22 protein-coding genes and 2 tRNA genes are annotated in these 26,492 nt (G+C 64.8%); 15 read left to right on the top strand and 9 right to left on the bottom strand.

The window, feature by feature from the left end; all coding sequences use genetic code 11:
* Positions 1–70: 70 nt before the first annotated feature.
* Positions 71–158 (bottom strand) — tRNA-Leu (locus tag Q0K23_RS10215).
* A 216-nt stretch (positions 159–374) separates the two neighbouring features.
* Positions 375–462 (bottom strand) — tRNA-Leu (locus Q0K23_RS10210).
* A 145-nt stretch (positions 463–607) separates the two neighbouring features.
* Here Q0K23_RS10210 and Q0K23_RS10205 point away from each other — a divergent pair.
* Positions 608–1,036 (top strand): hypothetical protein, encoded by a 429-nt coding sequence (locus Q0K23_RS10205; protein WP_274955162.1) that lies wholly within the window; start codon positions 608–610, stop codon positions 1,034–1,036.
* Between the two features lie 38 nt (positions 1,037–1,074).
* On the opposite strand, the gene Q0K23_RS10200 is transcribed toward Q0K23_RS10205, so the two are convergent.
* Together Q0K23_RS10200 and Q0K23_RS10195 are read right to left on the bottom strand one after the other, a co-directional pair.
* A complete protein-coding gene (locus Q0K23_RS10200) occupies positions 1,075–2,367 on the bottom strand; it encodes a serine dehydratase subunit alpha family protein (protein WP_274955163.1) in 1,293 nt (430 codons plus the stop codon).
* 30 nt (positions 2,368–2,397) lie between these two features.
* The gene (locus Q0K23_RS10195; RefSeq protein WP_274955164.1) at positions 2,398–2,778 is read right to left on the bottom strand and encodes a RidA family protein; all 381 of its coding nucleotides are present in this window, start codon (positions 2,776–2,778) and stop codon (positions 2,398–2,400) included.
* A gap of 278 nt (positions 2,779–3,056) precedes the next feature.
* Here Q0K23_RS10195 and Q0K23_RS10190 point away from each other — a divergent pair, with 278 nt between their 5' ends.
* Complete coding sequence (locus Q0K23_RS10190) at positions 3,057–4,724, top strand: stalk domain-containing protein (RefSeq protein WP_294521642.1); 1,668 nt, start codon at positions 3,057–3,059, stop codon at positions 4,722–4,724.
* Between the two features lie 100 nt (positions 4,725–4,824).
* On the opposite strand, the gene Q0K23_RS10185 is transcribed toward Q0K23_RS10190, so the two are convergent.
* Complete coding sequence (locus tag Q0K23_RS10185) at positions 4,825–6,816, bottom strand: fructose-1,6-bisphosphatase (protein WP_294521641.1); 1,992 nt, start codon at positions 6,814–6,816, stop codon at positions 4,825–4,827.
* Between the two features lie 329 nt (positions 6,817–7,145).
* On the opposite strand from Q0K23_RS10185, the gene Q0K23_RS10180 reads away from it, so the two are divergent.
* The 3 genes from Q0K23_RS10180 (at position 7,146) to Q0K23_RS10170 (ending at position 11,816) form a co-directional block, all read left to right on the top strand.
* Positions 7,146–10,151, top strand: coding sequence for a tetratricopeptide repeat protein (locus tag Q0K23_RS10180; protein WP_294521639.1), 3,006 nt, complete (start codon positions 7,146–7,148; stop codon positions 10,149–10,151).
* A gap of 206 nt (positions 10,152–10,357) precedes the next feature.
* Positions 10,358–11,467, top strand: a complete 1,110-nt coding sequence (locus tag Q0K23_RS10175; RefSeq protein WP_294521637.1) for an HD-GYP domain-containing protein — start codon at positions 10,358–10,360, stop codon at positions 11,465–11,467.
* Complete coding sequence (locus Q0K23_RS10170) at positions 11,460–11,816, top strand: Hpt domain-containing protein (protein ID WP_294521636.1); 357 nt, start codon at positions 11,460–11,462, stop codon at positions 11,814–11,816. Before Q0K23_RS10175 ends, Q0K23_RS10170 begins: the two co-directional genes overlap by 8 nt.
* A 58-nt stretch (positions 11,817–11,874) precedes the next feature.
* On the opposite strand, the gene Q0K23_RS10165 is transcribed toward Q0K23_RS10170, so the two are convergent.
* Entirely contained in the window at positions 11,875–12,558 is a 684-nt protein-coding gene (locus Q0K23_RS10165) for a C40 family peptidase (protein ID WP_294521635.1), read from the bottom strand.
* Between the two features lie 102 nt (positions 12,559–12,660).
* Here Q0K23_RS10165 and Q0K23_RS10160 point away from each other — a divergent pair, with 102 nt between their 5' ends.
* From Q0K23_RS10160 to Q0K23_RS10145, 4 genes are all read left to right on the top strand, one after another.
* Positions 12,661–12,942 carry a FeoA family protein gene (locus Q0K23_RS10160; protein ID WP_294521634.1) on the top strand — a complete coding sequence of 94 codons (282 nt, stop codon included), beginning with the start codon at positions 12,661–12,663 and terminating at the stop codon, positions 12,940–12,942.
* Positions 12,933–15,083: a ferrous iron transport protein B gene (feoB, locus tag Q0K23_RS10155; RefSeq protein WP_294521632.1), complete on the top strand. Its 2,151-nt coding sequence runs from the start codon at positions 12,933–12,935 to the stop codon at positions 15,081–15,083. The genes Q0K23_RS10160 and feoB overlap by 10 nt, the downstream gene beginning before the upstream one ends.
* A gap of 109 nt (positions 15,084–15,192) precedes the next feature.
* Positions 15,193–15,573 carry a BlaI/MecI/CopY family transcriptional regulator gene (locus tag Q0K23_RS10150; RefSeq protein ID WP_294521630.1) on the top strand — a complete coding sequence of 127 codons (381 nt, stop codon included), beginning with the start codon at positions 15,193–15,195 and terminating at the stop codon, positions 15,571–15,573.
* Entirely contained in the window at positions 15,573–17,066 is a 1,494-nt protein-coding gene (locus Q0K23_RS10145) for a M23/M56 family metallopeptidase (RefSeq protein WP_294521628.1), read from the top strand. Before Q0K23_RS10150 ends, Q0K23_RS10145 begins: the two co-directional genes overlap by 1 nt.
* 83 nt (positions 17,067–17,149) lie before the next feature.
* Here the strand turns inward: Q0K23_RS10145 and Q0K23_RS10140 are convergent, their stop codons facing one another.
* The 3 genes from Q0K23_RS10140 to Q0K23_RS10130 form a co-directional block, all read right to left on the bottom strand.
* The gene (locus Q0K23_RS10140; protein WP_294521626.1) at positions 17,150–18,331 is read right to left on the bottom strand and encodes an iron-containing alcohol dehydrogenase; all 1,182 of its coding nucleotides are present in this window, start codon (positions 18,329–18,331) and stop codon (positions 17,150–17,152) included.
* Between the two features lie 184 nt (positions 18,332–18,515).
* Positions 18,516–19,706, bottom strand: coding sequence for a M20 family metallopeptidase (locus Q0K23_RS10135; protein WP_294521624.1), 1,191 nt, complete (start codon positions 19,704–19,706; stop codon positions 18,516–18,518).
* Between the two features lie 49 nt (positions 19,707–19,755).
* Complete coding sequence (locus Q0K23_RS10130; RefSeq protein ID WP_294521621.1) at positions 19,756–20,328, bottom strand: GNAT family N-acetyltransferase; 573 nt, start codon at positions 20,326–20,328, stop codon at positions 19,756–19,758.
* A gap of 94 nt (positions 20,329–20,422) precedes the next feature.
* Here Q0K23_RS10130 and Q0K23_RS10125 point away from each other — a divergent pair, with 94 nt between their 5' ends.
* From Q0K23_RS10125 to Q0K23_RS10100, 6 genes are all read left to right on the top strand, one after another.
* Positions 20,423–21,814, top strand: a complete 1,392-nt coding sequence (locus tag Q0K23_RS10125; RefSeq protein ID WP_294521618.1) for an MATE family efflux transporter — start codon at positions 20,423–20,425, stop codon at positions 21,812–21,814.
* Positions 21,815–21,908: 94 nt separating this feature from the next.
* Complete coding sequence (gene polA, locus Q0K23_RS10120; protein ID WP_294521615.1) at positions 21,909–24,578, top strand: DNA polymerase I; 2,670 nt, start codon at positions 21,909–21,911, stop codon at positions 24,576–24,578.
* A gap of 27 nt (positions 24,579–24,605) precedes the next feature.
* The gene (rimI, locus tag Q0K23_RS10115; RefSeq protein WP_294521613.1) at positions 24,606–25,064 is read left to right on the top strand and encodes a ribosomal protein S18-alanine N-acetyltransferase; all 459 of its coding nucleotides are present in this window, start codon (positions 24,606–24,608) and stop codon (positions 25,062–25,064) included.
* Positions 25,061–25,645, top strand: coding sequence for a GNAT family N-acetyltransferase (locus tag Q0K23_RS10110; protein WP_294521611.1), 585 nt, complete (start codon positions 25,061–25,063; stop codon positions 25,643–25,645). Before rimI ends, Q0K23_RS10110 begins: the two co-directional genes overlap by 4 nt.
* Before the next feature lie 53 nt (positions 25,646–25,698).
* Positions 25,699–25,917: a helix-turn-helix domain-containing protein gene (locus tag Q0K23_RS10105; protein WP_294521609.1), complete on the top strand. Its 219-nt coding sequence runs from the start codon at positions 25,699–25,701 to the stop codon at positions 25,915–25,917.
* Between the two features lie 22 nt (positions 25,918–25,939).
* Positions 25,940–26,492: tRNA (adenosine(37)-N6)-threonylcarbamoyltransferase complex transferase subunit TsaD (locus Q0K23_RS10100; RefSeq protein ID WP_294521607.1), on the top strand; the 553-nt coding region annotated here is incomplete at its 3' end.

Genomic DNA, 26,492 nt, shown 5'->3' with positions numbered 1-26,492 from the left:
CGTAACGGTCAAAGAAAACAAATAATCCGAACCCATCTCCTATCGGAAACAAGTTCGGATTATATTGGTTTGGTGCGCGAGGCGGGACTTGAACCCGCACGTGCGTAATGCACACTAGAACCTGAATCTAGCGAGTCTGCCAATTCCACCACTCGCGCATCTTATTTTCGTCCGGCTCACTTGTGGAGCACGGCAACGAATGGTATATTATCACATGGAACGCGATCTGTCAATAGGGAAACGGGCATGCGGGGATATGGATGAGGTGCCGGAATTTTGTCGGCCGCCGCAGGGAGGAAAAAACGGCGGGGAAATCAGGCGTGGCCGGGGGAAAAGAAAAAGTCTTGAAACCAAACGGCTTCAAGACTTTTTGATGGTGCGCGAGGCGGGACTTGAACCCGCACGTGCGTAATGCACACTAGAACCTGAATCTAGCGAGTCTGCCAATTCCACCACTCGCGCATTTTTTCACCCGGCTCACTTGTGGAGCTCAGCGACAGATGTTATATTATCACGTCGAATTCGATCTGTCAACCGTTTTCTCAAAAAATTTGAAAATATTTTTTGAGCGCTCCGGGCACACTGTAGAACGGGAAGGAGTGAGGTTATGGACAGCGACAGAGCGCTGCTCAACTATGTCTATCAAAACGCGGAGATGGGCACCAGGACCATCGACAAGCTGCTGGACATCGTGGAGGACAAGGAGTTCCTGCGCCATCTGGAGGCCCAGAAGAAGGAGTACAGCGCCTTCGAGCGGGAGGCGGGAAATTTGCTGGAGCGGAACGGCTGCGATGCCAAGGGGCTCAACGCCCTGGAGAAGATGGGCACCTACCTGATGATCGACATGCAGACCCTGACGGACCGGTCGGCCTCCCACGTGGCGGAGATGATGATGGTGGGCAGCAATATGGGCGTGATCAACGCGATAAAGAACCTGAAGAAGTATCCGGATGCGGACGGGGACACCCGCGGGCTCATGGAGCGGCTGCTGAAAGAGGAAGAGGACAACGTGCAGCAGCTGAAAAAATTCCTGTAAGAAAAGGGCGGTGCGCACTTGCGCACCGCCCTTGCCGTTTAGGTGGCGTCCTTCTTGTGGATGATCATATCCAGGATAAGCCGGTCCAGCTCGTCGGAGCCCTCGTTGCCCAGAAGGGCGAAGTTGTCGATGGTGTACTCGGGCCGCTGCTCCACGATGCCCTCGTTGGAGGCCACCCGGAGGTGGCGCATGGCCAGGGTGGCGGCCAGCATGGCGGCGTTGGTGCAGGTGGAGATCTTCAGGGCGCAGGAGGCCTTGGCGCCGTCGCACAGCATGCCGGCCACGTTGCCCAGCACATTGGAGATGGCGCAGGCGATCTCGCCCAGCCCGCCGCCCCGGAGCCACACCACCGCGCTGGCCACCCCTGTGGAGGCCACCACGGCGCCGCACAGGGCGGAGAGCACACCGAACCGGGACTTGATGTAGATGGTGATCAGGTTGGACAGGGCGCAGGCCCGGATCAGCCGCTCCCGGTCCTTTCCGTCCAGCCGCTCCCACACGGCCACCACCGGCATGGTGGCGGCGATGCCCTGGTTGCCCGAGCCGGAGTTGGACATGACGGGCAGGTCCACGCCGGCCATACGGGCGTCGGCGGCGGCGCCCGCCAGGGTCATGGCGTAGTTGGTGGTGTCGTTGGCCAGAGCGCCCGCCCGCACGTCCTCCCGGATGGTCTTGCCCACCCGGAGGCCGTAGTCGTTGGTCAGGCCCTCCTGGGCGATCTTGGAGTTGAGGGTGACGGCCTGTTCCACCAGGGAGAACTCCTCCAGGGGGGCGGTGGTGCAGAACTCATACACATCCGCCAGGCGGCAGCTGAGCCCCTGGCAGTGGTCGGCGCCCTCGACGGCACAGCTGTTCTGATAGATCACGGTCCCATTCTTCACAATGGAGTCCACGTGGGTGTGGGAGCCCGCCACCCGGACCACCACCGTGTCGGCGGTGGTGTGGAGCTCCACCTCGATGTACAGCTTGGCGGGCACGTCCGCCCGGTCCAGCTCCACTCTGCCCTCCTGCACCAGGCGGGCGGCCTGGGCCACCCCGACCGGGTCCAGATGCTCCAGCAGCTCCAGCTCTTTTGCGGGGTCCCCGCACACCGCGCCGATGGCCACGGCGTACTTGGGGCCGGTGAACTCTGTGCCCGGGATGCCCACCACAAAGGCGTTCTTGATGATGTTGGCGGAGGCACGGAGGATAATGCGCTCAATGGCGCCGGAGGCCTGCGCCCGGGCGGTGGCGCCGGCAAAGGCGATGGCCACCGGCTCAGTACAGCCGGTGGCCACCTTCAGCCCGGCAGCCATAGCGTCACGCAGCACCTGTATCGTCTGCTGATCCATAACTGTCCTCTCTTTTTATCACGTGAGCGCTTAGCCCTTGTAGGCCACAGCCTCGATCTCCACCAGGGCATCCTTGGGCAGACGTGCCACCTGGACGGCGGCACGGGCGGGGCAGTCGGCGGTGAAGAACTCGCCGTACACGGCGTTCATGGCGCCGAAGTGCTCCATGTCCTGCAGGAACACGCCCACCCGGACCACGTCGGCCATGGTCATGCCGGCGGCCTCCACAATGTTCTTCACATTGGTGAGGGACTGGCGGGTCTGAGCGGAGATATCATCGCCGGCAAAGGCGCCGGTGGCAGGATCGATGGGGAGCTGGCCGGAGACAAAGAGGAAATCGCCGGCCTTGACCGCCTGGGAGTAGGGCCCGATGGCGCCCGGCGCGCCGGTGGTGCTGATGATTTCTTTCATGGGGAAGAGCCTCCTTCAAGTAAGATAAAAGCAGCCTCGCAGCAGCGGGGACCAAGCCTTATATGAAAAAGAATAGAGGAAAAAAACGCCGTTGTCAATGTGTGGGGAAGGCAAAAAAGAAAAAATATTTTAGAACCAAAAAATTTTTTAGATACAGAGATGGAAAATTTTTATTTTCTGTAACAAAATACCTTCTTCGTGCGATATTTATGGTGAAGGGCTCAACAGCATATCCCCCAAAAAAATTTGGCATATGCCGCGGAAAAGGAGAAATGGATATGAAACGCATGAGAACAGCCGTGATCGCCGCCGTGCTGCTGGGCGTGCTGGCCGTCGGGGCCGCAGCCGCCAGCGGGATTCAGCAAATCCTCGTGGACCTGCGCCCTGACATCACCGTGGAGGTGGACGGCATGGCCCGCACCATGACCGACAAGAACGGCAAGACCGTCTACCCCATCAGCTACGACGGCACCACCTACCTCCCCGTCCGGGCCCTGGGCGAGATCCTGGGCCAGACCGTGGAGTGGGACAGCGCCACCCAGACCGTGATCATGACCGAAAAGGTGCTGGAGCCCGCCGCTCTGTATCCCACTGTGGACGATCTGGAGAAGGGCATGACCCGCTCGGAGAAGGCCATTGACGGCCTGACCCCCGCGGACACCTACGTGGAGCGGGCCAAGCAGTACGCCGCCCTGGTGGGCGATCTGGACGACCTGCGGGCCGGGCTGGACGCCCTGGTGGAGGAGACCAACAGCGACTTCAGCGCGGGCAAGCTCACCCTGGCTGAATTCACCGACCTGAACAACCGCCTGGGGGCGGTGGACGTGCGCCTGAAGGACGCCTACACCGACCTGGAGACCAAGACCATCGCCGACGAGACGGGCAAGCTCACCGCCTATCAGATCTCCGCCAACAACCTCACCGAGCTGGAGGCCGCCATGACCGAGCTGGAGCAGGCCATCGAGGCCTTCAAGCCCGCCCCCACCACCGTGGAGCAGGCCCAGTCCTACGCGGCCCTCTCCCTGCGGCTGGAGAACCTGTACGAGCAGATCAGCGCCCGGTACAAGACCATCAACGACGACTACATCCAGAACCGCATTACCAACTCTGAGTACAACAGCCTGTACAGCCGGGCCAATTCCCTGGACGTGCGGGCCAAGGACGCCCGCGCCGACCTGGAGGAGAAGAACGCCGCCAGCGGCACGGCCTATCAGGTGGCGGACGCGGTCATCAAGGAGCTGGACAGCCGCACCGCCTCCCTGGAGCAGGAGGTCAGGGACCTGAAGCCCTCTCAGGACTATATTGAGCGGGTGAAGGAGTACCTGGCCATCGAGGAGAAGTTCAGCGCCCTGAGCCAGGACATCTCCAGCGAATATTCCATCATCAACGACGACCTGCGGCAGGGCCGCACCTCCTACAGCGAGTACAACAGCCTGAACAGCCGTCTGGGCGGGCTGGATGTGCGGGTGAAGGAGGCCCGGACCGATCTGAAGGAGAAGGTGTTCCAGGGCGTATGGGAGGACCCGGACGACGGCACCACCACCCCCGGCGGCTCCTATGACGACTACTCGGATCAGATCACCGCGCTGGCCGGCCGGATCGCCGATCTGGTGAAAAAGCTGTGGACCGACGGCTGGGAGAACGGCCGCCAGCTGCTCCAGGACCTGAAGGCCCTGGACGAGGAGTGCGGCAAGCTGGAGGACCTGCTGGAGAGCGCCTACAAGCAGAGCAAGCTGAGCAAGAGCGAGTACCGGTCCCTGGAGAGCCTGCTGGACCGGGCGGAGGACCGGGTGGAAGACGCCATGGACTACCTGGAGGAGCTCTTCGACTGGGACGACGACGATGGCGACGACTGGTGGAACTACCACAACCGCTGGAACTACGGCCACGACAACGGCTGGCACCGGGGCTGGTACAAGGACGACTGGTTTGACTGGGACGACTGACACCGGCCGGTGAGCAGGACAGCCCGGCAGAGGAGACCCACAAGTAAATAAAAACGCAGGCCCCCGGCTCAGCCGGGGGCCTGATGCTGTCGGGGCGGGATCAGCGCCGGTGGTCCTCCTTGACCAGACCGGAGCGGTAGGCGGCCAGAAGGGCCTTCAGGTCGTCCACCTGGTGCTGGAGCTCGCTGCCGATGTCGGTGGAGCGGATCTTGACCTTGTCGTCCATCCGCTCAAACACCATGGGGGAGGAGAGAATGTCCCGGTTCTCCCGGATGGCGTTCTCCCGGCCCTCAAAGGGCTCGTGGGAGACGATGCGCATGGACTCGGAGTTGTAGATCAGGGTGTAGCCGGCGATGCCGGTGGTGGGCTGGTAGGCCCGGCAGAAGCCGCCGTCAATGACGATGAGCTTGCCGCCGCCCTTGATGGGGCTCTCCCCCTTCCGGGACTTGACGGGCACGTGGCCGTTGATGATGTGGCAGTGGGGGCCCTCCAGGCCGAACTCCTTGAGCAGCCGCTCGCACACCGCCGGGTCGTTGTAGAAGGTGTAGTAGGCGTTCTTGGGCTCGGCCCAGGAGGACTCGTCCTTGATGAGCCGCCGCTCAAAGGTGGTCATCCGGTCCCGGCCGAACACGGGGGAGCCACGGCCGCACCACAGGAACCACAGGTAATCCATTCCGTACTGCCGCTCCTCGCTGCCCGGCTTGGCGTAGTACCCCTGGCGGGCCACCGCCTCGGCGTAGTCCAGGAAGGCCCGGCCGGAGAGAATCTTGCCCCCGGCCCGGAAGGTGAGCAGTTCTCCCTCCGGCGTCAGGGGGATGCAGCCGTGGAGCAGCAGATTGCCGTTGTAGACCTTGTACAGCCCACCCTTGGAGTAGAGAAAGCGGATGTGCCGCTGGAGCTTCTCGCTGCGCTGGAAGGAGTTGGTCAGCTGGTTGATGACCTCGTCCTCCTCGGGGGAGAGCTCATAGGGATTGGAGCGGTCCACAGTGGGGAACTCGGTGTCCGAGAGCTGGTACTCCACGCCGTTGATGACGATGGACTTCTTCTCGTAGTCGATCTTGTCCAGCAGCAGCCGGTCCTCCATGCCGAACTCGGGGTGGCGGAGGATCTTCTGCCCCTCCAGCTTGAAGAGGATGATGGTGATGGCCTTGTGCATCCGGGCGGCCAGGGCCTTGTCCTTTTCGGTGTAGTTGTTGGCGTCGTCCCCGGCGAACTTGGCCTTGAAGCAGGAGCAGTCCACGTCCCTGTAGAACTCGTTGGCGAACAGGGCCAGGGGCCGCAGGGAGATGCCGTAGCCCGTCTCGATGACCTCCAGGTTGTTGTAGTGGATGGAGTTGGACAGCACCGTGGCCACCAGGGTGCGGCTGCCGGTGGCGGCTCCCATCCACAGCACGTCGTGGTTGCCCCACTGGATGTCCACCGAGTGGTACTCGGTCAGGTAGTCCATGATGATGTCCGCACGGGGGCCCCGGTCGAACATGTCGCCCACAATGTGCAGGTGGTCCACCACCATGCGCTTGATGAGCTCGCACACGGCCACGATAAAATCCTCGGCCCGGTCGATATCGATGATGGTGGATATGATATTCTCGTAGTTGGAGCGTTTATTATGGTACTCGTAGTTGGTGTTGATGAGCTCGTCGATGATGTAGGCGTACTCCTTGGGCATGGCTTTACGGACCTTGCTTCGGGTGTACTTGGACGTGACCATGCGGCAGATGTCGATGAGACGGTGGAGGGTGATGCGGTACCACTCCTCCATATCCTCGGTCTCCTTGGCCACCCGGGCCAGCTTCTCCTCGGGGTAGTAGATGAGGGTGGCCAGCTGGTCCCGCTCCGCCTTGGACACGCTGGAGGAGAAGAGCTCGTCCACCTTCTCCCGCACCACGCCGGAGGCGGAGTTCATCAGGTGGAGAAAGGCCTCGTACTCGCCGTGGACGTCGGAGATAAAGTGTTCGGTGCCCTTGGGTAGGTTCAGGATGGCCTGGAGGTTGATGATCTCGCTGCTGGCGGCCTGGACCGTGGGGTACTGGCGGGAGAGCATCTGGAGATAGCGCAGGCTGGGGACAGAAGCGGCTGCTTCCTTTTTCATTGGGGTCCTCCTTCCAAAAACAGGTAGCAATCCGGCGCTCCGCCCGGGCGGGACGCCGGGCCTGACTGCACGCGGGGAATTCATAAGATATATTGTAGCATGGAAGTGGAAAATGAAAAGTATATTTTGTGTGAATTTACAGAAAAAGCGGGGCAAAACCTGGCCTGACAGGCTGGCCAGGCGGAAGGAGCGGCCCTGGCGGCGGCAAACGGAAGCGGCCCGCCCGCATTGACAGAACCCGGTTTCACTGGTACAGTAAAGAGGACTGAGAGGTGTTTTTCATGTGCCCTGAAAATGAAGATAAAGCGGAATTTTTCAATGGAGATCAGGTGATCTTTGTCAATACAGAGCTGATCCAGCGGGCGGTGGCCGGGCTGCAGAAGTCCCGGGAGGAGTTCCAGGCCCTGCTGGAGCAGGCGGAGCTGGGAGACCTGTCCGCCCAGTACGACCTGGCCATGAAATACGCCGATGGCGACGGGGTAGACCGGGACATGGCCCAGGCGGCCCACTGGTTTGCCCAGGCGGCAGAGCAGGACGACATGCGGGCCGTGGAGGCTCTGGGCCGCTGCTACCAGCTGGGCGAGGGCGTGGAACGGGACGAGAAGCGGGCGGTGGAGCTGTTCCAGCGCTGCGTGGACGAGGACTATGCCCCGGGCCAGTGCAGCCTGGGCCTGTGCTATGAGAACGGCAGCGGCGTGGACCAGGACCCGGTCCGGGCGGCGGAGCTCTACCAGCTCTCGGCCGACCAGGGGTACGCCCCCGCCCAGTGCAACCTGGCGGTGTGCTACCTCAACGCCATTGGCGTGGCGCGGGATGACAGCCGTGCCGCCGAGCTGCTGCGGCAGTCGGCGGAGCAGGAGTTTCCCCGGGGAATCAGCCTGCTGGGCTGCTGCTACCGGGACGGCCGGGGCGTGGAGCCCGATCCGGCCAAGGCGGCGGAGCTCTTCCGCCGGGCCGCGGAGAAGCGGTACATACCCGCCCTGTGCGACCTGGGGCTGTGCTATGAGAGCGGCAGCGGCGTGGACGAGGACCCGGCCAAGGCGGTGGAGTGCTACACCCAGTCCGCAGAGGAGGGCTACGCCCCTGCCCAGTGCAATCTGGGCTACTGCTATCTGGCCTCCATCGGCGTGGAGCAGGACGACGCCAAGGCGGCGGAGTGGATTGCCCGGTCGGCGGAGCAGGAGTATCCCCGGGCCCTGCGGCTCATGGGCTGCCTGTACCAGGACGGCCGGGGCGTGGAGAAGGACCTGGCCAAGGCGTCGGACTACTACCGCCAGGCCGCGGAGCAGAACTATCTCCCCGCCCTGTGCGACCTGGGGCTGTGCTACGAGAACGGCGAGGGCGTGGAGCAGGACCAGAAGCAGGGCGCGGCGCTGTACCGCCGGGCGGGGGAGCAGGGCTACGCCCCGGCCCAGTGCAACCTGGGTTTCTGCCTGCTCAACGGCATCGGCGTGGAGAAGGACCCGGAGGAGGCTGTGGAGTGGCTGAAAAAGGCTGCCCAGCAGGAGTACCCCCGGGCCATCAGCATCCTGGGCGACTGCCTGGGGGAGGGGACCGGCCTGGAGAAGAACGCGGTCATGTCTGCCGCCTGCTACCAGCGGGCCGCCGACATGGACTATGTCCCCGCCCAGTGCGCCCTGGGCCTGTGCTATGAGATGGGCGACGGCGTGGAGAAGGACGAGAAGCAGGCTGTGGCCTGGTACACCCGGGCCGCGGAGCAGGGCTACGCCCCTGCCCAGTGCAATCTGGCGGTGTGCCATCTCAACGGCATCGGCGTGGAAAAGGACCCGGCGAAGGCCGTGGAGTGGCTGGAAAAGGCGGTAGAACGGAACTTTGCCCGGGCCATGGACATCCTGGGCGACTGCTGCCGCAACGGCACCGGAATGGAGCGGGACGAGGCGCGGGCCGTGGCGCTCTACCGCCAGGCGGCGGATAAGGGGTATGCCATGGCCATCTGCGACCTGGGTCTGTGCTACGAGATGGGCAGCGGCGTGGAGAAGGACGAGAAAAAGGCGGTGGAGCTCTACCGCCAGGCGGCCCAGATGGGCTATCCCGGCGCCCAGTGCAACCTGGGCTACTGCTGCCTGGAGGGCGTCGGCACGGTCAAGCGGCCCGAGGAGGCGGTGGAGTGGTTCCGGCGGTCGGCGGAGCAGGGCTATCCCCGGGCCCAGAGCCTGCTGGGCAGCTGCCTCCGGGACGGCCTGGGGACAGCGGTGAACAGCGAAGAGGCGGTCAAGTGGTTCCAGCGTGCGGCGGAGCAGGGGTATCCCCCCGCCCAGTGCAGCCTGGGCCTGGCCTATGAGAACGGCGACGGGGTGGAGCAGGACCCGCCTCGTGCCACGGAGCTGTACCGACAGGCAGGGGAGCAGGGGTACGCCCCCGGCCAGTGCAACCTGGCGGTGTGCTATCTCAACGGCTTCGGCGTGCCGGAGGACGGGAAGCAGGCGGTGGAGTGGCTCAAGCGGGCGGCGGCCCAGGAGTTCGGCCGGGCGCTGAACATTCTGGGGGACTGCTACCGCCGGGGCGTGGGCGTGGACCGGGACCCCCAGCGGGCGGTGGCCTACTACCAGCGGGCCGCCGCCGCGGGCTATGTCTCCGCCTTCTGCAGCCTGGGCTACTGCTATGAGGTGGGCGAGGGCGTGCCGGAGAACAAGGTGCGGGCCGTGGAGTACTACACCCGGGGCGCCCAGGCCGGGGACGAGACCGCCCAGTGCAACCTGGGCTACTGCTATCTGGAGGGTATCGGCGCCAAGCGGGACCCCAGCCGGGGCGTGTCCTGGCTGCACAAGGCGGCCAAGCAGGGGTCCCTGCGGGCTCTGTGCCTGCTGGGCGGCTGCTACCGGGACGGCACAGGCGTCATGAAGGACGAGAAAAAGTGCGTGGAGTACCTGACCCGGTCGGCGGAGCAGGGCTATGCCCCCGCCCAGTGCAACCTGGGCCTGTGCTATGAGCAGGGCACCGGCGTGGCCATGGATACGGCCAGGGCGGTGGAGTGGTACACCAAGGCCGCCCAGGCCGGCGACAGCGCCGCCCAGTGCAACCTGGGCTACTGCTGCCTGGAGGGCATCGGTACGGCCAAGGACCCGGTGCGGGCGGTGGCCTGGTTCCAGCGTGCGGCGGAGCAGGGCTCGGTCCGGGCCATGAACCTGCTGGCCGACTGCTACCGGGACGGCGTGGGCACCGCACCCGACCGGGCCAAGGCGGAAGAGCTCTACCAGCGGGCGGCCCGCAACGGCAGCCAGGAGGCGGCGGAGAGCCTGAAGAAGCTCCATGCCGCCAAGGTGGAGAGCAGACAGACCAAAAAATCCCTGTTCAAGCGGCTGTTTGGCGGCTGAGAGGGAACTATAGAAGAACACCGACGTATGCGGGACGGCCAGGCCGTTCCGCACACGTTTCTTTCGAAACGTGAAGAGTTGCAATTGAGGGAAAGCTATTTTATAATAAATACCATAAGAGAATAGAAAAGGGATACGGAACAGGGCTTGTGGGGCCAGGCCGGAGGTTCCGGCCGTATCCATTCCTGTACGCGAGGAGAAAGAGTATGGAGCTTGACTGCCGGGGCCGGAATGCCCACCAGGAGCCGGACACGCTGCTGATCGTGGACGACGACGAGATGAACCGGGCCATTCTGGAGAACATTTTTTCACCATTTTACGACATTGAGCAGCGGGAGAACGGCAGAGTGGGCCTGGAGGCGGCGCTGAGTCTGCGGGACCGGCTGTGCGCGGTGCTGCTGGACGTGGTCATGCCGGAGATGAACGGCATCCAGGTGCTGCGGGTGCTGGCGGAGGACGGGTTCCTGGGCCAGATCCCCGTGTTCCTCATCACCGCCGAGGCCAGCGGCGACACCATGCGGGAGGCCTACCAGCTGGGCGTCATGGACGTGATCAGCAAGCCGGTCATCCCCTATATGGTGGAACGGCGGGTCAACTCGGTGGTGGAGCTGTTCCGGGCCAGAAAGCGGCTGGGCAACGTGGTGGAGCGGCAGCAGTCCGCCCTGCTCAGGCAGGCCGAGCAGATCATCGGCCTCAGCCGGGGCATGATCGAGTCCCTGTCTACCGCCATCGAGTTTCGCAACGGCGAGTCGGGGGAGCACGTCCGCCGCATCCACGACATCACCAAGTATATGCTGGAGCACACCGAGCTGGGGAACGGCCTGTCGCCGGAGGACATCGACGCCATTGCCCTGGCCGCCATCATGCACGACGTGGGCAAGATCGCCATCCCCGACGCCATCCTCAACAAGCCCGGCCGCCTGACGGCCGAGGAGTTTGAGATCATGAAGACCCACACCGTTCAGGGCGCCCGGCTGCTGGAGCGCATCCCCCAGATGCGGGAGCTGGGTGCCTACCGCTACGCCTGCGACATCGCCCGCCACCACCACGAGCGCTGGGACGGCCGGGGCTACCCCGACGGCCTGAAGGGGGACGAGATCTCCGTCTGGGCCCAGATCGTGTCCCTGGCCGACGTGTACGACGCCCTGGTCAGCAAGCGGGTGTACAAGGACGCCTTTGCCCGGGAGGAGGCCCTGCGCATGATCCGGGACGGGGAGTGCGGCACCTTCAATCCCGACCTGCTGGCGTGCTTCTTCCGGGTGGAGCGGGATCTGAGATGTCTGTATCAGACAAAGGAGGAGAAGAAGGATGGATGACCGCATCCGAGCGGGGCTGGCCGCTGCCGGGATCGATGTGGACGAGGCCCTGGAGCGCTTTATGGGCAGCGAGGCCATGCTGACCCGCTTTTTGGAGAAATTCCCCGCGGACCCGGGGTTCTCCGCCCTTGCCGCGGCTCTGGCGGCAGGCGACCAGGAGGGGGCGGTCAACGCCGCCCACACCCTGAAGGGCCTGTGCGGCAACCTGTCCATCAGGCCTCTGTTCACCGGCTTTGACCGGCAGGTGGCCCTGATGCGGGCCGGGGACTGGGCTGCCGCCGCCGCCATGATGCCCCAGCTCACCGAGGACTACAACCGGGCGGTGGAGGCCATTTCGGCGCTGGGCTGACCGGGATAAAGGCATAAAAACCGCAGGATCGGAGAAAAAACTCCGTTCCTGCGGTTTTTTATGTCTCTCCGTAGAGCCCATAGAATGCCGGTCGGCCGATGAGGGCAAAGCCGGTGTCCGCCCCGTCGGGGGACCGGACCACGCCGCCCAGAGTCCTGGAGCAGTGGATGATCTCCAGAGTGCCCGCTTCCGTGGTGCCCACCACGATGCCCACGTGGCTCAGGTCGGGGAAAAAGGCCAGGTCCCCGGGCTGGGCCTCTGCCCAGACCACCGGCGTGCAGCGGGAGTACTGGTCCCGGACGCCGTTGCCGATGGCGGAGAGAGCCCCGGCGTCCCCCGCGGCGTTGACCGCCGCCCAGGTCACCAGCCCGGAGCAGTCCAGGCCGAAGGGGACCAGGGTGCCGGTGGCATCGCTCCCGTCGGCGGTGACCAGGGCTGGCACGCCCCAGCGGCTGTCCCAGCCCAGACAGACCGATTTCCCACCCCAGAAGTAGCCCACTTTGCCCGTCAGGGCGGCGGCGTTTTCCACCATGGCCCGCCGCAAGGGGGATAAATCCTCCGGCAGAAAGAGGGAGGGGGCGGGGGCTACCTCCTCCGGCGGGCTGCTTCCCCAGGGCAAAAATGGGAGCAGCAGGCCGCACAGCAGCAGGGCCACACCCAGAAAGCGAAGAATGCGGCCCCATCCGCCGGAATGGTGCCGCCTGCGCCGGATTCTCCGCCGGGGCGGATATGGACGTCTCACTGCCGGTCCCTCCTCACGCCGTCACCACCGGGGGGCCGGCTCAATAGGATAGATGGGGGAGAACCATCCCCCGCCTACATGTTATGTGAGGAGCGTTCCAATATGAGCGAATTGATTTCCCTCTGCGGCCTGGGGGTGGGCACGAGCGCCTGGGTGGCGGAGGTGGCGGGCGAGCGGGCCATGCGCCGCCGCCTGATGGATATGGGCCTCATCCCCGGCACCCGGGTGACCTGCGTGGCCGCCAGCCCGGCGGGGGACCCGTCGGCCTACCTCATCCGGGGGGCGGTGGTGGCCCTGCGGGGGCGGGACGCCGAAGGCATCCGGGTGGAACCTGCCGCTGAGCCCTGCCCGGTACTGGCCGGGGAGGGGTCCCAGTGGGCCTGACGGGGGCGTCCACCGGCGCGGCGGCGGTGGACCGTGGACTGGACATCCAAAAGCTCCGGCCGGACGACAGGGTCATCGCCCTGGCGGGCAACCCCAACGTGGGCAAATCCACCGTGTTCAACAGCCTGACCGGCATGCACCAGCACACGGGCAACTGGCCGGGCAAGACGGTGGGCAGCGCCCAGGGCCGGTGCGAGCACCGGGGGCGGGGCTATGTGCTGGTGGACCTGCCGGGTACTTACTCCCTCATGGCCCACTCCGCTGAGGAGGAGGTGGCCCGGGATTTTCTGTGCTTCGGCGGGGCGGACGGGGCCGTTGTGGTGTGCGACGCCACCTGTCTGGAGCGCAACCTGAACCTGGTGCTCCAGACCCTGGAACTGGAGCCCCGCACGGTGGTGTGCGTCAATCTGATGGACGAGGCGGCCAAGAAGGGCATCCGGGTGGACCTGGAGGAGCTGTCGAAGCGGCTGGGAGTGCCCGTGGTGGGGGCCTGCGCCGGGCGGGGCCAGGGGCTGGAAGAGCTGCTGGATGAGGCGGAGAAAATCGTGGCGGCGGAGCAGCCGCCACAGCCCATCCAGGTGCAGTATCCCGGTCCCATCGAGACGGCGGTGGAAAAGCTGCTCCCCCTGGTGGAGGCGCGGACGGCGGGGAAGCTCCCCGGCCGCTGGACCGCCCTGCGGCTGTTGGAGGGGGAGCCGGGCCTGCTGGCCAGGCTGGAGGAGGCGCTGGGCGTCCGCCTGGCGGAGGACGGGGAACTGGCCGCTGCGCTGGCAGAGGCCCGGACATGGCTGGAGGAGCGGGGAATCAGCCGGGAGAACCTGGGGGACCGGCTGGCCGCCGGTCTGGTGATGACCGCCGAGGCGGTGTGCGCCGGGGCGGTGAAGTGCACCCGGGAGGACTATAACCGCCGGGACCGCAGGCTGGACCGGCTCTTTACCAGCCGGGCCACCGGCATCCCGGTGATGCTGGCCCTGCTGGCGGGGGTGTTCTGGCTGACCATCCAGGGGGCCAACTACCCCTCACAGCTGCTGTCCGACGGCCTCTTCTGGCTCCAGGACCGGCTGACCGACCTGTTTACATACTGGAATGCCCCGGAGTGGCTCCACGGGGCGCTGGTATTGGGGGTCTACCGGGTGCTGGCCTGGGTGGTGTCGGTGATGCTGCCCCCCATGGCCATCTTTTTCCCCATCTTCACCCTGCTGGAGGACTTCGGCTACCTGCCGCGGGTGGCCTTTGTGCTGGACCACGCCTTCCAGAAGGCCAGAGCCTGCGGCAAACAGGCCCTCACCATGGCCATGGGCTTTGGCTGCAACGCCGCCGGGGTGGTGGGCTGCCGTATCATCGACTCCCCTCGGGAGCGGCTCATCGCCATGCTGACCAACAACTTTGTGCCCTGCAACGGCCGCTTTCCCACCCTCATCGCCATCATCACCATGTTTTTTGTGGGCACCGGCGGCGGACCGGGGAGGGCGCTGCTGTCCGCCCTGCTGCTTACCGGTGTGATCGTGCTGGGGGTGTTTCTCACCTTCCAGGTCTCCCGGCTGCTGTCGGCCACGGTGCTCAAGGGCGTGCCCTCCTCCTTCACCCTGGAGCTGCCCCCCTACCGCCGCCCCAGGGTGGGGCAGGTGATCGTCCGCTCGGTGCTGGACCGGACGGTGTTCGTGCTGGGCCGGGCGGTGATGATCGCCGCCCCGGCGGGGCTGCTCATCTGGGTGCTGGCCAACGTGCAGGTGGGCGGCGCCAGCCTGCTGGCCCACTGCACCGGCTTCCTGGACCCGTTGGGCAAGGCGCTGGGCATGGACGGCGTGATTCTGACCGCCTTTATCCTGGGCTTTCCCGCCAACGAGATCGTCATCCCCATTATGCTCATGGCCTACCTGGCCACCGGCAGCCTGACCGGCTACGAGAGCCTGGACGCCCTGCGCACCCTGCTCACCGACCATGGCTGGACCTGGCTGACGGCGGTGTGCACCATGCTCTTCTCCCTGGTCCACTGGCCCTGCTCCACCACCTGCATGACCATCCGCAAGGAGAGCGGCAGCTGGAAATGGACTCTGCTGGGCTTCGCGCTGCCCACGGCCATTGGCATGGCGCTGTGCTTCCTGGTGGCCACCGCCGCCCGGCTGCTGGGGCTGGCATAAACAAAAAATCCTCTCCCGCCGGGAGAGGATTTTTTGCTTGACTTTTCACCTACAAGATGTTAATGTAAATACACCTACAAGTTGTAGTTGAAATATTGGAGGGATTTCCATGGAAAAACGGCAGCTGTCAGACTCCGAGCTGGAGCTGATGCGGGTGGTCTGGAGCCGGGGCGGGCGGGCCCGCTTTGCCCAGGTGATGGAGGCCCTGGCGGGACAGGGGAAGGACTGGAAGGCCAACACAGTGCTCACCTTTCTCTCCCGCCTGGTGGAGAAGGAGATGCTGGCGGTGGAGAAGAACGGCCGGCTGAATGTGTATGTGGCCCTTCTGCGGGAGGAGGACTACGCCGACCAGCAGACCCGGTCCTTTCTGGACAAGGTGTACGGCGGCAACGCCGGGCGGCTGGTGTCCTCCCTCCTCAAGCAGGACTGCCTCACCGCCGAAGACCTGGACGAGCTGAAGGCTTTTTGGGAGAAGGGCGGGAAGGCGTAATGGGCGGGGCGCTGTCCACCCTGCTCAGCCTGACCCTGTCCGGGTCGGTGCTCATTGTGCTGCTGCTGGCCCTCCGGCCCCTAGTGCGGGACCGGCTGGGGCACAGCGGTTACTACTACCTCTGGCTGGTGCCCCTGGTACGGCTGCTCCTGCCCGTTTTTCCCGCCATTCGGCTGCCTGAGGGACTGACCCAGGCTCTGCCGGAGGAGGTGACGGCCGGCGAACTGTGGCTGCGGGCCCCGGATATGGCCCTGGCCGGGCCGGACCGGCAGGGGGCGGGAGCGGATTTGCTGGCCATGCTGCCTGAATTGCTGGTACTCCTGTGGGGGACGGTGGCCGCTGCCCTGGCCCTGCGGGCGGTGTGGCGGTATGTCCGCTGCCTCCGCGCCCTGGAGTGGGAGAGCCGCCCGGCGGGGAAGCGGGTCCAGGCGGTCTATGGGGACGCCTGCCGTATGCTGGAGGTGACCAGGCCGCCCAGGCTGCTGGTCTGTCCCGGCCTGCGCTCCCCCATGCAGGCGGGGCTGCTCCGGCCCATGGTGCTCCTGCCCGACGAGAACAGCGGGGAGGCGGTGCTGCGGGCGGCCCTGCTCCACGAGCTGACCCACTACCGCCGCCTGGACCTGTGCTCCAAGTGGCTGGCGGAGGCGGCGGTGTGCGTCCACTGGTTCAACCCGCTGGTCTATGTGCTCCGGCGGGAGCTGAGCCGGGCCTGTGAACTCTCCTGCGACGAGGGGGTGCTCCGGCGGCTGGATGAGTCCGGCCGCAAAGTCTACGGCGCGTCCCTCATTGCCCTGGCCCGGCCTGTATCAGGACCAACCAAGAACAACATGACCCTTGCCATGAGCAGGGATGGAGAACAGCTGAAAGAGAGGTTGTATGCCATTATGAAATTTCAGTCCAAAGGAAAGCTGACCGGTGCGGCAGCGGTGGGCGTGGCGGCGGCGCTGTGCCTGTGCGGCGTGCTGGCCGGGGCCTACGCCGCCGACCTGACCGGTCAGGCGGAGGAGACAGAGCAGCCCGAAATGCTGGTCATCTCGGAGCCGCTGGCCACAGAGGATCAGACGAAGCCCGTTGGAGCGGACGCGGAAGAATTGCTGTCTCCCCTGGACGGCGACACCCTGACGGTGACCATGCCCTTTGGCACCCGGGTGCACCCCATCACCGGAGAGACCACCAGCCACGACGGGCTGGACATCCAGGCGGACAGCGGCGCGGCGGTGTACGCCCCCCGGAGCGGCCAGGTGCTGGAGTCCGCCTTTAATGCGGAGTACGGCAACTATTTGGTCATCGGTTGGGACGGCGGGGAGGTACTCTTCGCCCACCTGTCCGCCAATACGGTGGCGGAGGGAGACCAGGTGACCCAGGGCCAGAACGTGGGCTATGTGGGCCAGACCGGCATGGCCACCGGCCCTCATCTCCACGTGGAGGTGCGGCTGGACGGGGCGCTGGCAGACCCGGAGACCTGCTTTACCGGCGTCACGTTTGTCCATTAAAAAAGAAAAATCAGAAGAGCGCTGCCCGAAAGGGCAGCGCTCTTCTGATTTTATGTAGGAGGGAAAAGGAGTGGTCAGAGAGATTAGAAGTCCACCTCAGTGCCGTAGTAGATGCAGGTGAACAGCTTGGCCATGGTGGCGGGGTCGATGGGACGGGGGTTGGAGCCGGTGCAGGCGTCGCCCACAGCGTTGGTGGCGATGGCCTCCAGCTTCTCCTTGAACTCGTCCTCGATGATGCCGAAGTCCTTCAGGGTGTTGGGGATACCCATGGCGTCGTTCATGGAGCGGATCTTGGCGCGCAGGCCCTCCACCAGCTCGGCGGTGGTGTCACCCACCACGCCCATGGTGCGGGCGATCTGAGCATAGCGCTCGGCGACGCCGTCAGCCTTGGCGTTGTAGGCGATGACGTAGGGCAGGTACATGGCGTTGGCCAGGCCGTGGGTGATGTGGCCGGTGGAGAAGGCGGCGCCGGTCTTGTGGGCCATGGAGTGGACAATGCCCAGCAGGGCGTTGGAGAAGGCCATGCCGGCCAGGCACTGACCGTAGTGCATCTCCTCGCGGGAGCTCATGTCGCCCTTGAAGGACTTGATGAGGTCCTTCTCCACAATGTGGATGGCCTCGATAGCCAGAGGATCGGTGAACACGGTGTGCAGGGTGGACACATAGGCCTCGATGGCGTGGGTCAGAGCGTCCATACCGGTGTAGGCCACCAGGTGGGGCGGCATGGTCTCGGCCAGAGCGGGGTCAACGATGGCCACGTCGGGGGTGATGTTGAAGTCGGCCAGGGGGTACTTGATGCCCTTGTGGTAGTCGGTGATGACGGAGAAGGCAGTGACCTCGGTGGCGGTGCCGGAGGTGGAGGGGATGGCGCAGAACTTGGCCTTCTGGCGCAGCTCGGGGAAGTTGAAGGGGGTGATGAGATCCTCGAAGGTGGTCTCGGGGTACTCATAGAAAGCCCACATGGCCTTGGCGGCGTCGATGGGGGAACCGCCGCCCATGGCGATGATCCAGTCGGGCTCGAACTCACGCATCACAGCGGCGCCCTTCATGACGGTCTCGACGGAGGGATCGGGCTCCACGTTCTCGATGAGCTTGGTCTCGATGCCGGCTTCCTTCAGGTAGCCCAGAGCTTTGTCCACAAAGCCGAAGCGCTTCATGGAGCCGCCGCCCAGCACCAGAACGGCCTTCTTGCCCTTCAGGGTCTTGAGGGTCTCCAGAGCGTTGGCACCGTAGTAAATGTCACGGGGAAGAGTAAATCTGGACATAGCGCAAACCTCCAAACAAAATGTCAGAATGAATTGACAAAAAAATAACGATTCTTACCGTGAACTATTATGGCACTTTGACAAAGAAATGTCAATATGTATTTTACAATTTTTTCGTAAAAAATCGACGCCCCGGATATTGTTTCCCGAGGCGCCGGCAGATGGAAAAGAGAAGGGAAGGGCATCAGGCCCAAAGCGGGGCGAAGAACCCCAGAGCCAGCTCCGCCGAGCGGGCCAGCAGGGCGGCGCCCAGGGGGAGGGCGTGGTCGTCGGTGCGGAAATGGACGCTGTGCCAGCAGGCGTTTTCCCGGCCGGGGAAGCCGGAGCCCAGCCAGTAGAAGAAGCTGGGGATGCCCTGGGAGAGCACGGCGAAGTCCTCGCTGCCCATGTCGGGCCGGGGCTGGACCACATTGTCCGCGCCCACCAGCTCCTCCGCGGCCCGGCGGGCCAGGGCGGTGGTCTCCGGGCCGTTCCAGGTCACGGGTACCTGGGGCTCCAGCACAAAATCCGCCGTACAGCCGTAGGCGGCGGCGATGTCTCTGGACAGGGACTCCAGCTTGGCGGAGGCGTCGGCCAGAACCGCGTCCGAGTGGGCACGCAGGCTGCCCGTCATAGTGAGCAGGTCGGGGGCGAAGTTGTCCGGCGTGCCCGCGTGGATAGAGCACACCGAGCACACCAGACTGTCCAGCGGGTCGGTGCAGCGGCTCACCACGGTCTGGGCGGCGCTGACAATGGCCGCGCCGGGGACGATCACGTCCACGCACTTGTGGGGGGAGCCGCCGTGGCCGCTCTTGCCGTGGAGGGTGAGGGTGAAGTTGTTCTTGCCCGCCATGATGGGTCCGGGGAGCACGGCGATCTGGCCGCAGGGCACCTCCGGCCGGTTGTGGAGGCCGAAAATAGCGGCGGGTTTGCCCCCCGCCTTGTCCCACAGGCCGTGGCGCAGCATGGCCGCCGCCCCCTGGGTCACCTCCTCGGCGGGCTGGAAGATGAGCAGCACGGTGCCAGAGAGCTGTTCCCGCCGGGCGGCGAGGAGGCGCGCCGCGCCGTAGAGGCAGACGGTGTGGAAGTCGTGGCCGCAGGCGTGCATGGCCCCCGGCACTTCCGAGGCCCCCGGCCCGTCAGGCTCCTGAAGGGTGATGGCGTCGATGTCCGCCCGCAGGGCCACGGTGGGGCCGGGCTTCCCACCCCGCAGCAGGGCGGCCACGCCGGTCTCCATGCCCAGGTCCAGAAATTCCACCCCCAGGGGCTCCAGCAGGGCGCGGATTTTTGCCGTGGTGTTGACCTCATGGAAGCTCAGCTCCGGCCTGCGGTGGAGCTCCCCCTTCAATTTCTCCAGCGCGGGCGCCAGGGTCCGCGCCTCCTCCAGCAGCGTCATGGTAAACGCCGTCCTTTCCCGGGAATTTTCCCGATTTTGCTTTTTATTTTTATAAAGGAGTAGAGACGTCCTGTCCGGCCAGCCACTGCTCCCGGGTGATCATCACCGTTAGCCAGCCGTCTTCCCGGCTGCACTCGGAAAAGCCGGCGGCGAAATGGGTCTGCCACGCGGAGACCTCCTGTCTGGCGATCTCAAAGTCATTGTGAATGCGGCTGATCTTGCAGACGCGGAAGGCGTGGTCCAGCATCAGCTTCAGGGCGGGCACGGCGTACCTCTGTCCCCGGTAGAGCGCGTAGAGGACGATGCCCATGTCCCACCAGTCCTTGTCGGGGGTGTAGTGGAAGCACACATCGCCCAGCCACTGGCCGTCCGACTTCCTGCGGATATAGGCGGCAAACCGCTCCGGCTCCCTGCCGACCCACTGGTCATACCAGCTCTCCCACTGGGACGGAGGGAAATCCATGCAGCCCGTGTCCCGGTGGTAGCCCGGGTAGGACAAGTGCCAGCCCCGGTTGTAGGACATGGTGGCGGGGTCCGACTCCATTTTCTGCTTGAACCACAGCTCTTCCAGCCGGGGGACATAGAGCTCCAGCTCGTCGGTCTGACGGTGATGCTGTTCCATTCCCATCCCTCCGTTCCCAGGGCTTTCTTGCCCCGCGTCCAAAAATAGTATACAATAATAAAATCAGAAGTCAAACCGGAAAGGAAGCGGACCCGTGGCGGAAGCAAAAAATGATTTTACAAAGGGCAGCGTGTCCGGGGCCATCACCAAGCTGGCCCTGCCCATGACGGCGGCCCAGCTGGTGAATATCCTTTATAATATAGTAGACCGGATGTATATCGGCCGCCTGCCCGGCGTGGGGCGGCTGGCCCTCACCGGCGTGGGCCTGGTGCTGCCGGTCATCTCCATCATCATCGGCTTTGCCAACCTGTGCGGCACCGGCGGCGCGCCCCTGTGCTCCATCTGCCGGGGCAAGGGGGACAACGAGGAGGCCGAGTGGGTCCAGGGCAACTCCTTCGCCCTGCTGCTGGGGCTGGGCGTGGTGCTCACCGCCCTCATCCTCCTGTTCCGGCAGCCCATCCTCTACCTCTTCGGCGCCAGCGACGCCACCTTCCCCTACGCGGACAGCTACCTGTCCACCTATGCCCTGGGCACCGTCTTCGTCATGGTCAGCCTGGGCATGAATCCCTTTATCAATGCCCAGGGCTTCGGCCGGATGGGCATGCTCACCGTGTCCATCGGCGCGGCGGTGAACATCGTGCTGGACCCCATCTTCATATTCGACTTCGGCTTCGGACTGGGGGTGCGTGGGGCCGCCATCGCCACCGTCATCTCCCAGGCATGCTCGGCGGTGTGGGTGCTGTGCTTCCTCACCGGCAAGCGGACCATCCTGCGGCTGCGGCTGAGCCGGATGAAGCTCCAGGCCGCCCGGGTGGCCCGGATCGTGGGCCTGGGCACCTCCGGCTTTGTCATGGCACTCACCAACTCCCTGGTGCAGATTCTCTGCAACGCCACCCTCCAGCACTGGGGTGGCGTTGCGTACGGCGACCTGTACGTGGGCGTGATGACCGTCATCAACTCGGTGCGGGAGGTCATCACCATGCCGGTCAGCGGCATCACCCAGGGCTGCCAGCCGGTGCTGGGGTACAACTACGGCGCCAGGGCCAATGACCGGGTCCGCCAGGGCATCCGTTTCACCACAGCGGTGACCATGGGCTATTCGGTGGTCATCTGGGCGGTGGTCATGCTGTTCCCCGCCGCCTTCATCCACCTGTTCAACAGCGACGCGGAACTGATTGCCACCGGCGTGCCCGCCTTCCGCGTCTACTTCTCCATCTTCTTCTGCATGTCCCTCCAGTTTATCGGCCAGTCCATCTTTGTGGGCCTGGGCCGCAGCAAGAACGCCATCTTCTTCTCCCTGCTGCGCAAGGCCTTTATTGTGGCGCCTCTGACGCTGCTGCTGCCGCCTCTGGGTTTTGGGTACAACGGCGTGTTCCTGGCCGAGCCCATCTCCAACGTCATTGGCGGTCTGGCCTGCATCCTCACCATGTACTTCACCGTGTACCGCCCCCTGGCGGCGGAGCGCACAGACCGGGCGTCCCTCTGAGGGAGCCCGGTTTTTCTTGCCCCAATGGGGGAAAACTGGTATACTATATACTGAAATGTTATGTCCGGGGGAACCCGGAGGCAGGAGGAACCCCATGAAGCTCATGGTCATCGACGGAAATTCCATCGTCAACCGGGCGTTTTACGGCGTCCATATGCTCACCACCCGGGACGGGCAGCCCACCAACGCGGTGTACGGCTTTCTCACCATTCTCCAGAAGCTGGTGGATGAGGAGCAGCCGGACGCCCTGTGCTGCACCTTTGACCGGAAGGCGCCCACCTTCCGCCACCTGGCCTACGAGGGCTACAAGGCCCAGCGGAAGGGCATGCCCGACGAGCTGGCCTCCCAGATGCCCATCCTCAAGGAAGTGCTGGACGCCATGAACATCCCCCGGTACGAGATGGACGGCTGGGAGGCGGACGACCTCATCGGCACTATCTCGGTGAAGGATGCCGCCGCCGGGTGGGACACGGTGGTGGTCACCGGCGACAAGGACTCCCTCCAGCTGGTCACCGACCGCACCCGGGTGAAGCTGGTGTCCACCCGCATGGGCCAGACCACCACCAAGGAGATGACCCCCGACACCTTCCGGGAGGCCTACGGCTTCAATCCCATCCACATCATCGACCTGAAAGCCCTCATGGGGGACGCCAGCGACAATATCCCCGGCGTCAAGGGCGTGGGGGAGAAGACCGCCATGGACCTGATCCAGCGGTACCACAGCGTGGCGGCCATCTACGCCGACCTGGACAAGGTAGAGGCCAAGCCCGCCGTGCTCAAGAAGCTGACCGAGGGCAGGGAGCAGGCCAAAATGTCCTACGACCTGGCCACCATCCGCACCGACGCGCCCCTGGACTTCAAGCCCGAGGACGCCGCCCGGCGGGAGGTGAACCAGGCCGAGCTGTACCAGCTGTTCCTCAGGCTGGAGTTCTCCAAGCTCATCGACAAGATGGGCCTGAAGGCCCCCCAGGGGGAGGCCGCTGTGTCCGGCGATGAGAAAACGGTGACCGGCACCTGCGAGAGCGAGGAGGTCACCGACCTGGCCCGGGCCGAGGAGCTGCTGGCCGTCTGGAGAGGGCAGGAGAGCGTGGACGTGCTGGCTCTGCCCGACCTGAACGTTGTTGCGGTGGAGTGGTGGGAGAGCGAGACCCACTCCCGGGCCGCCGTGCTCCGCTCCGACAGGCTGGAGGGGTACAACGGCGTGCTCAAGGCCCTCTTTGCCGCCGATATCAAAAAGAACACCCACGACGTGAAGACCCTGCTCTCCCGGCTGCTGGAGGAGGGGGTGGAGGGGGACGGCTTTGTCTTTGACACCGCCATCGCCGCCTATCTCCTGGCTCCCACCGACGGCAGCTATGAGCTGGAGAAGCTGGGCATGACCTACTTCAACCAGGAGTTTGCCAAGGCCAAGGACACCTATCTGGCCCCCGACGCCTTCTCCCCCCTGGCCGACCAGGGGGCGGTGCTGGGCGGGCTGCTGAGCCACTGCGCCCTCATCGGGGCGCTGAAAAAGGTCCTGTCGCCCCGGCTGGAGGAGCTGGGCATGCACCAGCTCTACTATGACATCGAGCTGCCCCTGTGTCCGGTGCTCTCGGCCATGGAGCACGCCGGCATGCTGGTGGACCGGAAGGCCCTCTCTGAGTTCGGCGATATGCTGGACGGGCGCATCACCGCCGACCAGGCGGAGATTTATGAGCTGGCGGGGGAGACCTTCAACATCAACTCCACCCAGCAGCTGGGCAAGATCCTCTTTGACAAGCTGGGCCTGCCGCCGGTGAAAAAGACCAAGACCGGCTACTCCACCAACGCCGAGGTGCTGGAGAAGCTGCGGGGCCAGCACCCCATCATCGACAAGATCCTGGAGTACCGGCAGTACACCAAGCTGAAGTCCACCTATGTGGACGGCCTGGGCAAGGTGATCGCCCCCGACGGGCGCATCCACACCTCCTTCCAGAACACGGTCACCGCCACCGGGCGGCTCTCCTCCACCGAGCCCAACCTGCAGAACATCCCGGTGCGCACCGAGCTGGGGGCGGAGCTGCGGAAGATGTTCGTGGCCCCCGCCGGGAAGGTGCTGGTGGACGCGGACTACTCCCAGATTGAGCTGCGCCTGCTGGCCCATATCGCCGGGGACGAGCACATGATCGAGGCCTTCCGCACCGGCGAGGACATCCACACCGTCACCGCCGCCCAGGTGTTCGGCGTGCCGGTGGACCAGGTCACCAAGCACATGCGCTCCTCCGCCAAGGCGGTCAACTTCGGCATCGTCTACGGCATCTCCGCCTTCTCCCTGTCCCAGGACATCGGCGTGCCCACCTACGAGGCCAAGGAGTATATCGAAAAATACTTCGCCCGCTTCTCCGGCGTCCACGCCTATATGACCGATGTGGTCAACCGGGCCAAGGCCGACGGCTATGTGTCCACCCTGTTCGGCCGCCGCCGCTGGCTGCCCGAGCTCAAGTCCTCCAACTTCAATACCCGCTCCTTCGGCGAGCGGGTGGCCCTCAATATGCCCATCCAGGGCACCGCCGCCGATATCATGAAGCTGGCCATGATCCATGTCCACAGCCGCCTGCGGGAGGAGGGACTTCAGGCCAGGCTCATCCTCCAGGTCCACGATGAGCTGATCGTGGAGTGCCCCGAGGAGGAGGCGGAGACCGTCAAGGCCCTGCTCTCCAAAGAGATGGAGTCGGTGGCCCAGCTGTCCGTGCCCCTCATCGCGGATGCCGCCGCCGGCAAGAGCTGGGCGGAGGCCAAGGGCTAAATCAACAGACAACAGGAGTATCAGAACATGAATTACAAGCTGCTTCCCATGGACCGCTCCACGGTGCCCGATGTGGCGGCCATTGAGCGGGAGTGTTTTTCCCAGCCCTGGTCAGAGGATATGCTGACCGAGGAGCTGTACAACGACAACGCGTCCTTCATCGTGGCGGTGGCCGACGACGGCACCGTCCTGGGCTACGCCGGCCTCACCGTGGTGCTGGACGAGGGGTATATCAACAACATCGCCGTCAAGACCCAGTACCGCCGTATGGGCGTGGCCGACGCTCTGCTGGGGGCCTTCATCCGCTTTGCGGAGGAACACCTGGCCTTCCTCACGCTGGAGGTGCGGGCGTCCAACGACAAGGCCATCTCCCTCTATACAAAAAACGGCTTTGTCCAGGAGGGACGGCGGAAGGACTACTACAAGGACCCCAAGGAGGATGCCATCCTCATGACCCGGCGCTTCAATCAAGAGGGGAAGGCGTGACCGGCGGAGAGATCCGTCTTCTGGACGCCGCCGCCCTCCGGCGGGTGTACCGGGACCATGTGAAGGCGGACTTCCCGCCCGCCGAGCGCAAGCCCCTGGCCATGATTGAGGCACAGGTCCGCACCGGACAGTACGACACCCTGGGCCTGTTCCGGGGGGAGGAGATGCTGGCCTACGCCTTCCTGTGGCGGGACAAGGAGGGGCGCTGTGTCCTGCTGGACTACCTGGCGGTGTGCCGGGGCGGCCGGGGACAGGGCACGGGGAGCGCTTTTCTGGAACAGCTGAAAGACCACTACGGCGGCTTTGACGGCCTACTGGTGGAGGCCGAGGCGGAGGACCCCCAGGCGGGGGAGGAGGCCAACGCCCTGCGCCGCCGGCGGATCGGTTTCTACCGCCGCTGCGGGTTCCGTATGCTGGACTACCGGGCCCGCCTCTTCGGCGTGACCTACTCTATGCTGGCCTCCGGCACCCTCACCGATGCCGACGCCCTGGCCGCCCACCGGCGGCATTACCGCCTAGATCAGCCCGGGTTCAATCCGCTCCGGGCCATGGCGGAAATTCCCTGTTCGGTGGATTCCTAAGTGAGGCATGGAGTGAGGAGAAAAGAGATGCCCTGCTGAGGAGGCGAAGGCGGATGTATCCGCAGCCAATAAGATTGAAAGAGCTGAGAGAAAATGCAGGCTTGAAACAGACCGAGCTGGCGGCTATGATGGAAATTACAGAGCGCCAGTACCAGCGCTACGAGCGGGGAGAGGGAGAGCCCAAGCTGGCCGGTTGGATCTGGCTGGCGGACTACTTCCAGGTCTCGCTGGACTACCTGGTGGGACGGTCAGAGGACCCGGCCCTCCACTGATGGAACGAAAGAAGGAATTTCCGTGAATATATTAGCCATTGAATCCTCCTGCGACGAGACCGCCGTGGCGGTGGTGCGGGACGGCCGCACCGTATTGTCCGACGCCATCGCCTCCCAGGCGGATATGCACGCCATCTACGGCGGCGTGGTGCCTGAGATCGCCTCCCGCAAGCACATCGAGGCCATTGCCGGGCTGTCCGACCAGGCCCTGGCTCAGGCTGGGGTGACCAAGGGGGACATCGACGCTGTGGCCGTCACCTACGCCCCCGGCCTCATCGGCGCGGTGCTGGTGGGGGTCAACTTCGCCAAGTCCGTGGCCTTCGCTCTGGATGTGCCCCTGGTGCCCGTCCACCACGTCCGGGGTCACATCGCCGCCAACTACATCACCCACCCCGACCTGGAGCCTCCCTTTGTGTGCCTGTGCGTCTCCGGCGGCACCACCGCCATTGTGGACGTGCGCAGCTACACCGACATGGAAGTCATGGGTGCCACCCGGGACGACGCGGCAGGGGAGTGCTTTGACAAGGTAGCCCGGGTGCTGGGCATCGGCTATCCCGGCGGCGCCCCCATGGACC

Source organism: uncultured Pseudoflavonifractor sp. (genome assembly GCF_944387275.1).
Taxonomy (GTDB): Bacteria; Bacillota; Clostridia; order Oscillospirales; family Oscillospiraceae; genus Pseudoflavonifractor; species Pseudoflavonifractor intestinihominis.
This window is presented reverse-complemented; position numbering and strand designations above follow the sequence as displayed.